This is a genomic window from Pseudomonas sp. MG-9, assembly GCF_018729515.1.
GTDB classification, from domain to species: Bacteria; Pseudomonadota; Gammaproteobacteria; order Pseudomonadales; family Pseudomonadaceae; genus Aquipseudomonas; species Aquipseudomonas serboccidentalis.
In genome coordinates, this window is the sequence record NZ_JAHHZH010000001.1 from 831,440 (window position 1) to 847,053 (window position 15,614).

11 protein-coding genes are annotated in these 15,614 nt (G+C 61.5%); 6 read left to right on the forward strand and 5 right to left on the reverse strand.

Annotated features, from left to right (window positions below):
• The first annotated feature begins 64 nt into the window (after positions 1–64).
• Together KKQ10_RS03780 and KKQ10_RS03785 are read left to right on the forward strand one after the other, a co-directional pair.
• Positions 65–847, forward strand: coding sequence for an endonuclease/exonuclease/phosphatase family protein (locus tag KKQ10_RS03780; RefSeq protein ID WP_215500244.1), 783 nt, complete (start codon positions 65–67; stop codon positions 845–847).
• A 404-nt stretch (positions 848–1,251) separates the two neighbouring features.
• The gene (locus tag KKQ10_RS03785) at positions 1,252–2,322 is read left to right on the forward strand and encodes an autotransporter domain-containing protein (RefSeq protein WP_215500245.1); all 1,071 of its coding nucleotides are present in this window, start codon (positions 1,252–1,254) and stop codon (positions 2,320–2,322) included.
• A gap of 128 nt (positions 2,323–2,450) precedes the next feature.
• Here the strand turns inward: KKQ10_RS03785 and glgB are convergent, their stop codons facing one another.
• From glgB to KKQ10_RS03800, 3 genes are all read right to left on the reverse strand, one after another.
• A complete protein-coding gene (gene glgB, locus KKQ10_RS03790; RefSeq protein WP_215500246.1) occupies positions 2,451–4,682 on the reverse strand; it encodes a 1,4-alpha-glucan branching protein GlgB in 2,232 nt (743 codons plus the stop codon).
• 2 nt (positions 4,683–4,684) lie between these two features.
• Positions 4,685–8,026, reverse strand: a complete 3,342-nt coding sequence (gene treS, locus KKQ10_RS03795; RefSeq protein ID WP_215500247.1) for a maltose alpha-D-glucosyltransferase — start codon at positions 8,024–8,026, stop codon at positions 4,685–4,687.
• A gap of 133 nt (positions 8,027–8,159) precedes the next feature.
• Positions 8,160–10,157 carry an alpha-1,4-glucan--maltose-1-phosphate maltosyltransferase gene (locus tag KKQ10_RS03800; RefSeq protein ID WP_215500248.1) on the reverse strand — a complete coding sequence of 666 codons (1,998 nt, stop codon included), beginning with the start codon at positions 10,155–10,157 and terminating at the stop codon, positions 8,160–8,162.
• A 217-nt stretch (positions 10,158–10,374) separates the two neighbouring features.
• On the opposite strand from KKQ10_RS03800, the gene KKQ10_RS03805 reads away from it, so the two are divergent.
• Complete coding sequence (locus KKQ10_RS03805) at positions 10,375–10,533, forward strand: hypothetical protein (protein WP_164747810.1); 159 nt, start codon at positions 10,375–10,377, stop codon at positions 10,531–10,533.
• 102 nt (positions 10,534–10,635) lie between these two features.
• Here KKQ10_RS03805 and KKQ10_RS03810 read toward each other — a convergent pair whose 3' ends face one another.
• Positions 10,636–11,148 carry an MgtC/SapB family protein gene (locus tag KKQ10_RS03810; protein ID WP_127647025.1) on the reverse strand — a complete coding sequence of 171 codons (513 nt, stop codon included), beginning with the start codon at positions 11,146–11,148 and terminating at the stop codon, positions 10,636–10,638.
• A gap of 122 nt (positions 11,149–11,270) precedes the next feature.
• Here KKQ10_RS03810 and KKQ10_RS03815 point away from each other — a divergent pair, with 122 nt between their 5' ends.
• The 3 genes from KKQ10_RS03815 (at position 11,271) to mapR (ending at position 14,723) form a co-directional block, all read left to right on the forward strand.
• Positions 11,271–11,519 (forward strand): DUF3203 family protein, encoded by a 249-nt coding sequence (locus tag KKQ10_RS03815; RefSeq protein WP_215500249.1) that lies wholly within the window; start codon positions 11,271–11,273, stop codon positions 11,517–11,519.
• A 195-nt stretch (positions 11,520–11,714) separates the two neighbouring features.
• Positions 11,715–13,145: a cytochrome c oxidase accessory protein CcoG gene (ccoG, locus tag KKQ10_RS03820; protein ID WP_215500250.1), complete on the forward strand. Its 1,431-nt coding sequence runs from the start codon at positions 11,715–11,717 to the stop codon at positions 13,143–13,145.
• Positions 13,146–13,313: 168 nt separating this feature from the next.
• Positions 13,314–14,723, forward strand: coding sequence for a GntR family transcriptional regulator MpaR (gene mapR, locus KKQ10_RS03825; RefSeq protein WP_008087199.1), 1,410 nt, complete (start codon positions 13,314–13,316; stop codon positions 14,721–14,723).
• A 116-nt stretch (positions 14,724–14,839) separates the two neighbouring features.
• Here the strand turns inward: mapR and KKQ10_RS03830 are convergent, their stop codons facing one another.
• Positions 14,840–15,586: an SDR family oxidoreductase gene (locus KKQ10_RS03830; protein ID WP_127647017.1), complete on the reverse strand. Its 747-nt coding sequence runs from the start codon at positions 15,584–15,586 to the stop codon at positions 14,840–14,842.
• Between the last annotated feature and the right edge of the window lie 28 nt (positions 15,587–15,614).

Sequence of the window (15,614 nt, forward strand, 5' to 3'; positions counted from 1 at the left end):
GAAGGAACTGCCCGCCCACAGACCAGTCGCATGAACAGGAAGCCGTTTTTTCAGAGGAGTGAACGTGTCCAGCGATCCCAAGCGTCACGCCGTCGACGCCCCCGTCATTCACCGCCTGCGCGTGCTGACGGTCAATACCCACAAGGGCTTCACCGCCCTCAACCGGCGCTTCATCCTGCCGGAACTACGCGAAGCGGTGCGCAGTACCTCGGCCGATCTGGTGTTTCTCCAGGAAGTCGTGGGCGAACACGAGCGACATTCCAATCGCTACAACGAATGGCCGCAAACCTCGCAGTACGAATTTCTCGCCGACAGCATGTGGAGCGATTTCGCCTACGGGCGCAATGCGGTCTATCCCGATGGACACCACGGCAATGCCCTGCTGTCGAAGTACCCGATCCGCGAATACCGCAACCTCGACGTGTCGATCACCGGCCCCGAGCGCCGAGGCCTGCTGCACTGTGTACTGGACGTGCCGGGACACGCCGAGGTGCACGCGATCTGCGTGCACCTGAGTCTGCTGGAAAGCCACCGCCAACTGCAGTTGCAACTGCTCTGCCAGTTGCTCGAATCGCTGCCCGACGATGCGCCGGTGATCATTGCCGGTGACTTCAACGACTGGCAACTGCAGGGCAACGTCGCCCTCGCCCGCCGCGACTACCTGCACGAAGCCTTCGAGCGCCACCACGGCCGTCCGGCCAAGACCTACCCGGCACGTTTCCCGCTGCTGCGCCTGGACCGCATTTACCTGCGCAACGCCACCAGCCACGACCCGCAGATCCTCGGCAACAAGCCGTGGACGCATCTGTCGGATCATCTGCCGCTGGCGGTTGAGGTGCATCTGTAAGCACCGACTTCTGTAGCGATATTGACAGCAATGAACGGCGAGCCTCGGTGTCGAACAGGCGAATCCGCATCAGACGCCAGACCAGCAGCCTGGCAGGTAACCGCTCTGTCTCGCTGACAGCGCGGCGTTTCCCCCTGCAAACAACAACTTATATATCTGCAGCAAAACAAAAGCTTGCAGCTTCTGATTAAACCTTACCGCTCATCGATCAGTTTCTTGACGCAACAGCCTCGCTCTTCTTATCTCTACCTTACTACCCCCGGAATCACTAACCCGGGGCGACCCTTCCGGCACTCGCGAAATCGAGCGACCGCGGTTCGCCCCGCTCCATTCGGTCGCCCCTCGTTCGGGGTAGGAGAGACGCCAGAAAAGAGATCCCGCATGCGCTTGCAAGGTAGACCTCCATGAAAAGCTCATTCCCCCCACAAGAGATCAAAGTGACGTTCTGCACAGTGTCGAGTTCGATCCTGCTGTGCTCATCCATGGAGGCGCAAGCCGGTCTTGCAGCGGATGAAACCACCCCCTGGTATCGCCAGGATGTGCCCGTTCTGATCCTGCCGGCGACCGTGATCACCCCCGAGCCACAGCGTTTGAGTCCACGCCCCGACCTGCAAGGCGTCAACCTGATCACCGAAGACCTGGCCCCGGCGGCCTGGGATCAGTTGTACGGGCAAAACGCCCGGCAAGCGCAAACCGACGTGCTTTCGCCAAGTTTTGCCACGCCCGGCAGCGGCGACTTCAAAGGCCCGGCGGTGCTCACCGTGCAAACCTCCGGCGGCCACACCCAGACCATCGGCCTGATTGGCGGGCGCAACCAGATCCAGGCCAACAGCGGCGGGCTGCTCAACAGCCGCGCCCTCGCCGACCCGAGCACCGACACCCTCAACCTGCAAGGCCAGAGCCTCGGCGCCTATTATCGCCTGACCGGCGACAAGGGCTGGCATGTCGATCTGACGGCCAGCGGTGGCCGGGTCAGCGGTTTCAGCCGCAACGGCCAAGGCGCACGCCAAGCCACCGAAGGCAGCGCGATGACTTTCTCGGTCGAGGGTGGCTACCCGATCGGCCTGAGCGAGAACTGGGTGGTCGAACCCCAGGCGCAACTGATCAACCAACGCATCACCCTCGACACACCGTACGCAGGTTCCGGCAATGCTTCATCAACCGATCTGTCGGCGTGGAGCGGCCGCGTCGGCGCGCGCCTCAAAGGCAGTTACGATTTGAACGGTCTGCCGGTAGAACCCTACGTGCGCACCAACCTCTGGCACACGGTCTACACCGGCAACACGGTGACCCTGGATCAGGTCGACAAGATCAGCAGCAGCCGCAAATCGTCGACGGTCGAGTTAGGGCTGGGGCTGGTGGCGCGAGTAACGCCTGTCGTCAGCCTGTATGTCAGCGCCGATTACAGCAGTGATGTGGATGACAATGATTTGAACGGGTTGATTGGCAGCGTGGGGGTGCGGATGCGCTGGTGATTTTCGGACCACCCAGGATCACTGTGGGAGCGAGCTTGCTCGCGAAAGCGGCTGAACATTCAACATCATCGTTGACTGACATATCGCCTTCGCGAGCAAGCTCACTCCCACCGGGTTAGCGGTGTCTGTCAGCCCTCCGGCTTGAGAATCAACACCGCCAGCGGCGGCAGGTTCAGTTCCAGCGACAGCCCCTGCCCATGGCTCGGCACCTCTTCGGTGAACGCCCCGCCGCCATTGCCATAGTTGGAGCCGGCATAGGTGTCGGCATCGCTGTTGAGCAACTCGGTCCAGCGCCCGGCAAACGGCACGCCAACGCGGTACGACTGGCGCGGCACCGGGGTGAAGTTGGCCACCACCAGCACCGGTTTGCCGTCCTTGCTCCAGCGCAGCCACGCATACACGCTGTTGATCGCGTCATCGCCAATCAGCCACTGGAAACCCTGCGGCGCATCGTCCTGATCGTGCAGCGCCGGTTCGTCGCGGTACAGACGATTGAGGTCGCCGACCAGTTTCTGCACGCCTTTGTGCTCGGAGTATTGCAGCAGGTACCAGTCCAGTTGCTGATCGTGATTCCACTCGCGCCACTGGCCGAACTCGCAGCCCATGAACAACAGCTTCTTGCCCGGATGGGTCCACATGAAGCTCAGGTAGGCGCGCAAGTTGGCGAACTTCTGCCAGCGATCGCCGGGCATCTTGTCGATCAGCGAATGCTTGCCGTGCACCACTTCGTCGTGGGAAATCGGCAGGATGAAGCGCTCGGACCAGGCGTAGACCAGGCCAAAACTCAGCTCATTGTGGTGGTGTGCGCGGTACACCGGATCCTGCTGGATGTAATGCAGCGAGTCGTGCATCCAGCCCATGTTCCATTTGTAGGCAAAACCGAGGCCACCCTGCTGGGTGCTCTGACTGACACCCGGCCATGCCGTGGATTCTTCGGCGATCACCAGCGCCCCCGGGGCTTCCAGCTCGACGACGTCATTCAAGTGCCGCAGGAAATCGATGGCTTCGAGGTTTTCCCGGCCGCCGTGGCGGTTCGGCACCCATTCGCCGGCCTTGCGCGAATAGTCGCGATAAAGCATCGAGGCCACCGCGTCGACCCGCAGGCCATCGACGTGAAAATGCTTCAGCCAGTGCAGCGCCGACGCCAGCATGTAGCCGTGCACCTCGGTGCGTCCGAGGTTGTAGATCAGCGTGTCCCAGTCCTGATGGAAACCTTCCAGCGGGTTGCCGTATTCGTACAACGCCGTGCCGTCGAACTGCGCCAGGCCATGGGTATCGGTGGGGAAATGCGCCGGGACCCAGTCGAGAATCACGCCGATATCGGCGCGGTGACAGGCGTTGACGAAATCGCCGAATTGCTCCGGTGTGCCGTAACGCGCACTCGGAGCGAATTGCGAGAGCAATTGATAGCCCCACGAACCACCGAACGGGTGCTCCATGATCGGCATCAGCTCGATGTGGGTGAACCCCAGTTCCTTGACGTAAGGGATCAGCCGCTCAGCCAGCTCCGGCCAGGTGTACTGGCGGGCGACTTCGCCCAGATCGTCGAGCTCGCACTGCCACGATCCGGCATGCAGCTCGTAGATCGACAGTGGCTGCGAATGCTGTTGCCGCTCGCGACGGCTGCTCATCCAGTCCTGATCTTGCCAGTTGATCTGCAGCGGCGCGGCGACTTTCGACGCGGTGTCCGGTGGCAGGCTGGTGGCCAGCGCCATCGGGTCAGCCTTCAGCGGCAGGATGCCGTGGGCGCCGAGGATCTCGTACTTGTACAACTCGCCCGCTTGCAGGCGCGGAATGAACAGCTCCCAGACCCCGGACGGATGCCGCAGGCGCATCGGATGGCGGCGACCGTCCCACACGTTGAAATCGCCGACCACCGACACGCGTCGGGCATTCGGCGCCCACACGGCAAAACGTACACCGTCGACACCATCGACCGTGGTCAGTTGCGCGCCGAGGCAGCTGCTGAGGTCGCGGTGATTGCCTTCGGCGAACAGATACAAATCCATTTCGCCGAGCAACTGGCCGAAGCTGTAAGGATCTTCAGCCACCTGCTCGCCCCCGGCCCAGCGCGTACGCAGCAGATATGGCCGAGCCTGCGCAAAGTGCCCGACGAACAACCCCGGGGTTTCGGTGGCGGTCAGTTCGCCGCGTTCTTCACCGCTGTCCTTGTCCAGCACTTCAACCTTCAACGCACCGGGCAGATAGGCACGGATGAATTGCCCGCCAGCACCATCGCCGTGCGGGCCGAGAATGGAAAACGGGTCGTGGTGTTCGGCGCGCACCAGGGCGTCGATGTCCTGCGCCGCCGGCAACAATGCCTCTTTGGCATGACCCTGTTCCTTGTTCGAGAAACTCATGACTACTCTCCACCAAGATCGGAAAAGGGTTTAAGCCCCGTCAATAACCCATACAAACCGTGCAACGGCACGGGCAGCCACGTGGGGCGATTTTCGGCTTCATAGGCCACTTCATAGGCCGCCTTCTCCAGGCCGAACAGCGCAAGCGCAGCGTCGGCACCCGCAGGATCCTGCCAGGCATGATCAAGACTAGCTGCCGCCCGGCGATATGCCTGCACAAATGCTTCACGCGCCTCACGCAAGTAGCGCTCGGCAACGCGATGCCGCGCCGCTTCCGACTCCGGACTGTGATCGACGTTGTGTACGTTGATGGTCATCGCCGCGGCGTAATCAAAGGAACGCAGCACCCCGCTGACGTCCTTGTACGGACTGTGTTTGCCGCGCCGTTCGTGCAGCGGCCGCGCCGGTTCACCCTCGAAATCGATCAGGTAGGCATCGCCCTTGATCACCAGCACCTGGCCCAGATGCAGGTCACCGTGGACGCGAATGCGCAACCCGCCGACAGCTTGTTTCGCCAGGTCCTGCACATGACCGAGGATGACCTTTTTGTTGTCCAGCAGGCGTGTGACCCGTTTCTGATCCGCCGCGCCCAACTGGCCCTGATGCTGCTTGAGCAGCTTCAGCGCATGCTCGACCTGCGCCGCAACGTCCTTGCCAGTGGCTAACGCGTCCTTGGCACTGGTGGTTTGCGGAGCGAAGTCCGGGTTGTCGTTCGGCGCCGCCAGCATCTGGTGCATTTCCCCCAGACGCTGGCCGAGCATGCCGGCAAAGTCCTTCAGCTCACCGAGGGCATTGTAATGCTGCTCCTGCTCGGACATGGCGTCGGCCAGCTCATCGCGCAGCGCCCGTTCGAGGTTGTTCTGCGTCCACTCCCAGGCATCGCCCTGATTGCTCAGATAGCCTTGGGCGATCATCAGCAGATTGTCTTCACCGTTGGCATCGCGGCGGATCACCGAGCCCAGCAGTGGCGAGATGTTCTGGAAACCGGCCTCAGTCAGGTAGGCGCTCATTTCCAGTTCCGGGTGCACACCGGAGGCGACTTTGCGGATCAGCTTCAGCACCAGGCTGTTGCCGATCACCACCGAGCTGTTCGATTGCTCGGCCGACAGATAGCGCACTTCCGATTCGGCGCCGAGGCCAAGCTTCTCCAGCTGCGCGGTCGGCGCGAAACGAATCTCGCCTTCTTCGGAATTCAGCACGGTGTTGTTCTGCATGCCCTCAAGCACCGCGCGGACGAACGCTTCAAGGCTGAACGCGTCGGTGATCAGCCCGACCTGGCGGCCACGCCGGACCCGGGACAACGCCAGCTGCTGCGGCAGTGCCGGGCCGACCTGATCTTCGGAGATGAAGCCGAACGGCAGTTGATAGCGGCTGGTCTGCCCGGCGCTGGTGACCTCGACCTCGCTGAGCAACACGGGATGCTGCGCATCGCCGAAACGCACACCGTAAGCCAGATGCACTTGTTCGATGGCCGCGTCCTTGCCGGCGAACCAGCGGCGATTCTGCAACCAGCTCGGCAAGATGCCCTGCTCCAGGGTGTTGCGGGTTGGCGCTTCGAGCAGTTCTTCCATGCGTTTTTTCAGCACCAGCGTGGTGAAGTCCGGCAGGCTCTGCGCCGGTTCCACGTGCCAGCTCGGCATCTGGTTTTCCGTGGCCAGGGCGAACCAGTAGAAACCGTACGGAGCCAAGGTCAGGAGGAAATTCAACTGACCGATCGGCGGGAACGCGTTACCGCCGAGCATCTCCACCGGGACCATGCCGACATACGCCGACAGATCGAGCTCCGCCGCTTGCGCGCTGCGCGACACGTTGGCCACGCAGAGGATGATCTCGTGCTTGCCGTCGACGTCGGTGAATTCACGGGTGTAGGCCAGAATCCGCCGGTTGCTCGGCGAGAGCATCTTCAGCGTACCGCGCCCGAAGGCCTTGGACTGCTTGCGCACGGCGAGCATGCGTCGGGTCCAGTTGAGCAGCGAATGCGGGTCGCCGGCCTGGGTTTCGACGTTGACCGACAGATAGCCGTATTGCGGGTCCATGATCGGCGGCAGCACCAGGCTCGCCGGGTCGGCGCGGGAGAAACCGCCGTTGCGGTCGATCGACCATTGCATCGGGGTCCGCACGCCATCGCGGTCGCCGAGGTAGATGTTGTCGCCCATGCCGATTTCATCGCCGTAATACAGGGTCGGCGTGCCGGGCATCGACAGCAGCAGGCTGTTGAGCAGTTCGACCCGGCGGCGGTCACGCTCCATCAACGGCGCCAGACGCCGACGAATGCCGAGGTTGATCCGCGCGCGGCGGTCAGCGGCGTAGTAGTTCCACAGGTAGTCGCGCTCCTTGTCGGTGACCATCTCCAGCGTCAACTCGTCGTGGTTGCGCAGGAAGATTGCCCACTGGCAATTGGCGGGAATTTCCGGGGTCTGGCGCAAAATGTCGGTGATCGGGAAGCGGTCTTCCTGCGCCAGCGCCATGTACATGCGCGGCATCAGCGGAAAGTGAAACGCCATGTGGCATTCGTCACCATTGACGCCGGCGGCATCGGTGTCGCCGAAGTACAGCTGGGTGTCTTCCGGCCATTGGTTGGCCTCGGCCAGCAGCATGCGGTCGGGGTAATTGGCGTCGATTTCGGCACGGATCTGCTTGAGGACGTCGTGAGTTTCGGGCAGGTTTTCGTTGTTGGTGCCGTCGCGCTCGATCAGGTACGGAATGGCGTCGAGGCGCAGGCCGTCGATGCCCATGTCCAGCCAGTAGCGCATCACCGACAGCACCGCTTTCATCACCTGCGGGTTGTCGAAATTCAGGTCGGGCTGGTGCGAATAGAAGCGGTGCCAGAAGTACTGGCCGGCAACCGGGTCCCAGGTCCAGTTGGACTTTTCGGTGTCGAGAAAAATGATCCGGGTGCCGTCGTATTTCTGGTCGTCATCCGACCACACGTAAAAGTCCCGCGCCGCCGAACCGGGTTTGGCCTTGCGCGCACGCTGGAACCACGGGTGCTGGTCGGAGGTGTGGTTGATGACCAGCTCGGTGATCACCCGCAAACCACGCTTGTGCGCCTCGGCGATAAAACGCCTGGCATCGGCCATCGTCCCGTAGTCGCTGTGCACGCCACGGTATTCAGCGATGTCGTAACCGTCGTCGCGGCGTGGCGAGGGGTAGAACGGCAGCAGCCAGATGGTGTTGACGCCGAGTTCGGCAATGTAATCGAGTTTGGCGATCAGCCCGGGAAAGTCGCCGATCCCGTCGTTGTTGGAGTCGAAAAAGGATTTGACGTGAACCTGATAAATCACCGCGTCCTTGTACCAGAGCGGGTCTTTGATGAAGGTGGCTGCCTTGGGTTTCTTCGCCATGTGAAACTCCTGAAAAATTCTGTTCGATTCCTGTGTAGGAGCTGCCGAAGGCTGCGATCTTTGATCTTGCTTTTAAAAATCAAAGGCAAAAGATCGCAGCCTTCGGCAGCGCCTACAGGGGTCGATGTGGGCCTTAAGCGGCAGTGATTCTCCAGATCCCGAACGGCTGATACGCCGGGTCAATGCGCATGAACTGATACTTGCCATGCCAGTCCCAGCGATGCCCGTTCATCAAATCCTCGCCGTGGGTCGTCGCGTCGTCCGGCAGGCCCATTTCCCACAGCGGCAACTCGAAGTTCGCCTCCTGCACGTTGTGCGGATCAAGGCTCACCGCCACCAGGATGAAGTTGCTGCCGTCGAAGCTGCGCTTGCCGAAGTACAGAATGTTGTCGTTCCAGGCGTTGTAGACCTTCAGCCCCAGGTGCGTGTGCAGCGCCGGGTTCTGCCGACGGATGCGGTTGAGCTGGGCGATTTCGGCAATGATGTTGCCCGGTGCATTGAAGTCGCGGACACGGATCTCGTACTTTTCCGAATCGAGGTATTCCTCCTTGCCCGGCACCGGTGCCGATTCGCACAGTTCATACCCTGAATACATGCCCCACAGGCCCGAGCCCATGGTTGCCAGCGCCGCGCGGATGAGAAACCCCGGGCGCCCGGATTCATGCAGGAACGCCGGATTGATGTCCGGCGTATTGACGAAGAAGTTCGGCCGATAGCACTCGCGCCACGGCGATTGATTGAGCTCGGTGAAATACGTCGCCAGCTCGTCCTTGGTATTGCGCCAGGTGAAATAGGTGTAGCTCTGGCTGTAACCGACCTTGCCGAGGCGCGCCATCATCGCCGGCGTGGTGAAGGCTTCGGCGAGGAAGATCACTTGCGGGTACAGCGCCCGCACATCGGCGATCAGCCATTGCCAGAACGGCAGCGGCTTGGTGTGCGGATTGTCGACGCGAAACATCTTCACGCCTTCCTCGACCCAGCCGACCACGATGTCACGCAGTTCGACCCACAAGCTGGGGATCGCGTCCGGCGCATAGAAGTCGACGTTGACGATGTCCTGATACTTCTTCGGCGGGTTCTCCGCGTATTTGATCGTGCCGTCCGGCCGCCAGTTGAACCAACCCGGGTGCTGCTTGAGCCACGGGTGATCCTGAGAACACTGGATGGCGAAATCGAGGGCGATTTCCAGGCCGTGCTCGGCGGCGGCCGCCACCAGTCGACGAAAATCTTCGCGGGTCCCGAGCTGCGAGTGAATCGCCTCATGGCCACCCTCCTCGCTGCCGATGGCATAAGGGCTGCCCGGATCATCCGGCCCGGCCGTCAGGGAATTATTGCGACCCTTGCGGTGAGCGCGACCGATCGGATGGATCGGGGTGAAATACAACACATCAAAGCCCATGTCCTGAATCATCGGCAACCGTGCATGCACGTCGTTAAAGGTGCCGTGACGGTTGGGATCGTCGGTGATCGAGCGGGGAAACAGCTCGTACCAACTGGCGAACTCGGCCAGTTCCCGTTCGACATCCATCGGGAACTCGGCGCTCAGGCTCAGGTAGGCGCGGTGATCGGCCTGCGCCATCAATTGCGCACTGCGCCGGTGCAGAAACAACGCCACCTGCTCGGTTTCAAGCAGGCCGGACAGTTCGTGATGCAGCGCTGCGAGTTGTTCGCTGAGCGGCCCATCGCTGCGCTCGGCCGCCTGTAGCACCATGCTCCGGCCTTCCTGCAGTTCCAGTGAAACCGGGACGGCTGCGTTGTGTTTTTTCTCCAGTTCGTACTGGAAACTGGCGAAGTGGTCGATCCAGGCCTCGACGCAATACAGATAGCGCCCCGGACGCTCGGGACGAAAACGCCCTTCCCAGCTGTTATTGCCCAGCTCCTGCATGACCTCGCTTTGCCAGGTCTCTTCGCCCTCCGCGCGCCAGCGGATGCGCACGGCCAGTTTGTCGTGGCCGTCGGCAAAGACCTTGCTGGTGACGATCACTTCACGATCGACGATCGACTTGACGGCAAACTGCCCGCCATCAAGGGTCGGCATGGTGTTTTCGATCACGATGCGCGGCAGCAACAATGCTTGCGACAGCGGCATGTGCGGGTTGTAGCTCTGCTCTGAAGGTTTTTCAGCAGACATCGAGCATCTCTCCTTTACGCCCCAAGGACGCTCTTGTGCCGGATCCGCGTTCACAAAGAGGCACCGGCCCCGACATGAACTCACTTAGGTTCCGAGCGACCGGCGCGGGGAAAAGTTCACAGGGATTTGCCTGGGTAAAAAAGCGGATCGAAATCGCCACGAGGTGGTCAACCCACTTAAGCACTTCTCACGCCATGTGCCACACGGAGGTCTACAGATGAACATCCCGATCCCGGCGGAAACGCCTGATCCGAACATCGACAAACCCACCCTGCCCGAGACCGAGCCGCCACCGATTCCCGACGAAGAACCGCCAGGCACCACGCCGCCGCCGAAGGAAGAGCCACCGACAACAATGCCCCCGGTCATCGTCTGAGCAGCGCGCCCCTCTGTAGGAGCTGCCGAAGGCTGCGATCTTTGCTTTTAAAGATCAAAAGATCGCAGCCTTCGGCAGCTCCTACAGGGTGTGTGCGGTGTGTTACAGGTGTTGGTTTTTCTCGTCGTCTTTCTCGAACAGCCGGACGACCCGTGGCATCACGCTGAAAATCCCCAGCGCCAGCAACGTGCTGAGCAGCGCCGTCGCCTCTTTGCCCAACCCGGCCGCAACGCCGATCGCCGCCGTCATCCACAGTCCCGCCGCCGTGGTCAGCCCTTTGACATGCCCTTCATCGCCCTCCTGATTCTTCAGGATCGTCCCGGCGCCGAGAAAACCGATCCCGGCGATCACCCCCTGCAGCACCCGGCTCATGGCGTCGGATTCGGCCCCGGAGGTCTGCGGCACCAGCACAAACAGTGCCGCCCCCAGCGCCACCAGCATGTGCGTGCGCACCCCGGCGGCCTTGCCCTTGTGCTCGCGTTCGAAACCCAGAATCCCGCCCAGCACCGCCGCCATCAGCAGGCGCACGGTGATGCGCGTCAGTTGCGACGCATCGCCGATGTCGGCGAACTCCGCTTGCAGCGTTACCCACACTTCATGCCACCAGGCGTCCATCGCTCCATCCCTTCTTATACGTGGTTAGTCGATGGACAGCGCCGACCATTAATCGGTTGCGTCGAACGATCACCCGGCGCTGCGTCCTAACCCTGTAGATACCCCCGAAAAAGGACAGCCTCATGCCCGTTCGAATCGATGAATCCAATCCCGAATCAAAAGTGTGTTTTTTCACCGTCGAAAATGGCGAGGAAATTCGCATCTGCGACACCCTGGAAGTCAAAACAGATAGTGAAAAATCCATGTCGTTCGTGGAAATCGAAGGCCGGCGCGTTTACATCACCGAAGCCGAAGCCGATGGATTGACCGTCGCAGGTGCCAAGGACGGGCGTAAGCACCTGAAGGCTGACGAGAGTGATTCGGTGATTTGACTGACCCTGATCAACACCCGGCGCAGACGCCTGCGATAGGCGTTTGCGCCGGCGTCTGCGGGCTGCTTCAAGTTGTCGCAGGGCGGGCGCAAAAAGCCATCTGATACGCTTTTTATTCAAATAGCTGAGTCTGTTATGCAAACAGATCGGCGCTCATAGTTCATCCGCCTGATGGAGGCTGATGAGCGAACGACCATGAGCGAACAAATCCCCGTCCGAACCGTAGAAGCAAGCCCCACCATAAAAAATGTGCCTGGTCGCCCGATGAAGGCGAGGGCCGGCTCCACCGACAATCACATCCACACCCGCAGCTTCACCGGCCTGTTCCGCACCCTGCGCATGAGCGGCGCGGGGTTTCTGTTTTTGCTGTTTTTCGGCACCGTGTGGTTGAACTGGGGTGGCCGTCAGGCAGTGCTGTGGGACCTGGCCGACAGCAAATTCCACATCTTCGGCGCAACGTTCTGGCCTCAGGATTTCATCCTGCTCTCGGCGCTGTTGATCATTGCCGCGTTCGGTCTGTTCGCCATCACCGTGTTTGCGGGCCGCGTCTGGTGCGGTTACACCTGCCCGCAGAGCTCGTGGACGTGGATTTTCATGTGGTGCGAGAAGGTCACCGAAGGCGAGCGCAACCAGCGCATCAAACTGCAAGCGGCGCCGTGGGGCCTGAACAAACTGGCCAGGCGCGCGGCCAAGCACACGCTATGGCTGGCGATCAGCGTGATGACCGGGCTGACCTTCGTTGGCTATTTCACGCCGATTCGTCCGCTGGCTGAAGAACTGTTCACTCTGCAAATCGGCGGCGTCAGCCTGTTCTGGGTGCTGTTCTTCACCGCCGCCACCTACATCAATGCCGGTTGGCTGCGCGAAGCGGTGTGCATGCACATGTGTCCGTATGCGCGGTTCCAGAGCGTGATGTTCGACAAGGACACCCTGGCGATTTCCTACGACGTGGCCCGTGGCGAAAACCGTGGCCCGCGCAAACGCGATGTGAAGCCTGCCGAAGCCGGACTGGGCGATTGCATCGATTGCCAGTTGTGCGTACAGGTCTGCCCGACCGGCATCGACATCCGCGACGGCCTGCAAATGGAATGCATCGGCTGCGCCGCGTGCATCGACGCCTGCGACTCGATCATGGACAAAATGAACTACCCGCGTGGCCTGATTCGCTACAGTTCCGAGCGCGAATTGCAGGGCGGCAAGACGCACCTGCTGCGGCCACGGCTGATCGGTTACGTTGCGGTGCTGCTGGTGATGATCGGCGCGCTGGCGCTGGCCTTGGTCGAACGGCCAATGGTCTCGCTGGACGTGACCAAGGATCGCGGGCTGTTCCGTGAGAACGGTCAGGGCCAGATCGAGAACATCTACACCCTCAAGGTCATCAACAAGACCCAGCAACGCCAGGCCTACAACCTCAGCCTGGTGGATGGCGAGGGTTTCCAGTTGCAGGGCAAAACCGAACTGAGCCTGGCGCCGGGGGAGATTGTCGATGTGCCGGTGTCGGTGGCGATGACCACGGAACGCCCGGCCAGCAGCTCGCAGACCTTGAGCTTCAAGATTGCCGACAGCGACGAGCCTGAGGTTTATAGCGTGGCAAAAAGCAGGTTTGTGGCGCCGATGAATCGCTGAGCCATTAAGATGCAGTCCTCTTTTGACACTGCGATACCTGTGGCGAGGGAGCTTGCTCCCGCTTGAGTGCGTAGCACTCACAAGCTTTGGGGGCCGCTATGCAGCCCAGCGGGAGCAAGCTCCCTCGCCACAAAAAGCAATCCGAATTCAGTCCATCGCGGGATACCGATGAAACGCTACGAAAAATTCGCCGACGACATCGCTGAACTGATCCGCTCCGGCGTCCTCGGCCCCGGGCAGCGGGTGCCGTCGGTGCGCTACGCCAGCCAGACCTACGGCGTCAGCCCGTCCACGGTGTTCCAGGCCTATTACCTGCTGGAACGTCGCGGCCTGATCCGTGCCCGGCCGCGCTCCGGCTACTTCGTCAACACCCACGCGCCGAGTCCGTTTTCGGAGCCGGTGATCAGCAGCCACGTCAACGACTCCACCGAAGTCGATGTCAGCGAACTGGTGTTCTCGGTCCTCGAATCGATCAAGGACCCGAGCACCGTGCCCTTCGGCTCCGCATTCCCCAGCCCGACCCTGTTCCCCCTGCAACGCCTGTCGCGCTCGCTGGCCAGCGCGGCACGGGAGATGGATCCGCGCATGGTGGTCACCGACATGTCGCCGGGCAACCCGCAACTGCGCCGGCAAATTGCCCTGCGTTACATGGTCGGCGGGCTGATGCTGCCGATGGAGGAACTGCTGATCACCAACGGCGCCCTCGAAGCGCTGAACCTGTGCCTGCAAGCCGTGACCGAACCGGGTGATCTGGTGGCCATCGAAGCCCCGGCGTTCTACGCCAGCCTGCAAGTACTGGAGCGACTGAAACTCAAAGCCGTGGAAATTCCGGTGCACCCGCGTGACGGCATCGACCTTGGCGTGCTCGCGCAGACGCTGGAACGACACCCGATCAAGGCCTGCTGGTGTATGACCAGTTTCCAGAACCCGATGGGCGCGACCATGCCCGAGGCGAAGAAACAGGAACTGGTCGAACTGCTGCGCCGGCATCAGGTGCCGCTGATCGAAGACGACGTCTATGCCGAACTCTATTACGGCCAGCAAGCGCCGAAACCGGCCAAGGCCTTCGACACCGAAGGGCTGGTGATGCACTGCGGTTCGTTCGCCAAGAGCCTGGCCCCCGGCTACCGCATCGGCTGGGTCGCCGCCGGGCGCTATGCGCAGAAAATCGAACGACTGAAACTGATGACCTCGCTGTGCGCCTCGATGCCGGCGCAAGCGGCAATCGCCGACTACCTGCAACACGGCGGCTACGATCGCCACCTGCGCAAACTGCGCTACGCCCTGGAAGAACAGCAAAGCGCAATGCTCGCAGCGATCGCCCGCTACTTCCCGGCGCAGACCCGGGTCAGTCAGCCGGCGGGCGGCTACTTCCTGTGGCTGGAACTGCCACCGCAGATGGATTCATTGAAGTTGTTTCAGATGGCATTGGCGCAAGGCATCAGCATTGCGCCGGGGCCGATTTTCTCACCGACCCAGCGGTTCAGGAACTGTATCCGCTTGAATTACGGCAGCCCGTGGACCGAGGATTCAGAGAAGGCAATGGAGACCTTGGGGCGGATTGTGCGGTCGTTCTGACCGTTCTGTGTTGTCTGAACTAGCGCTATCGCGAGCAGGCTCACTCCTGCATTTGAAATGCGTTCACCTGTAGGAGTGAGCCTGCTCGCGATGGGGCCTGTCCAGACACCGTTGAATTAACGGCCGCCGCCCAGATCAATAAACGTCCCCGTCGCATAAGAAGCCTTGTCCGACAGCAACCAGACAATCGCCTCCGCCACCTCATCCGGCCGGCCGCCCCGGGCCATCGGGATCGCCGACTCGAGCTTGCTGACCCGATCCGGATCGCCGCTCAGCGCATGGAAATCGGTGTAGATGTAGCCCGGACGCACCGCATTAACGCGAATTCCCTCACCCGCCACTTCCTTGGACAAACCGATGGTGAAGGTGTCGAGCGCGCCTTTGGAGGCGGCATAGTCGACGTATTCGTTGGGCGACCCCAGACGTGCGGCGACCGACGACACGTTGACGATGCTGCCGCCCTGCCCGCCGTGTTTGGGCGACATGCGCAGGATCGCGTGCTTGGCGCAGAGGATCGGCGCCAATACGTTGGTTTTCATGATTTTGAGGATGCGGAATTCGGACATTTCCTCGACCCGCGATTTGTGTCCGACGGTGCCGGCGTTGTTCACCAGCGCGGTGACCCGACCGAGTTCGGTGTCGACCCGGTGAAACAGCGCGATCACTTCGTCTTCGATACTGACATCGGCGCGCACGGCAATGGCTTGCGCCCCCAGCGCCCGCACTTGCTCCAGCACACTTTGCGCGGCCTGTTCATCCGACTGATAGTTGATGCAGATCCGATAGCCCTGCCCGGCAGCCAACAGCGCCGTAGCGGCGCCGATTCCGCGCCCGCCGCCGGTGATCACAATGACTTTATCCATGCTGGCCCTTCCCCCAAAATGCACACGT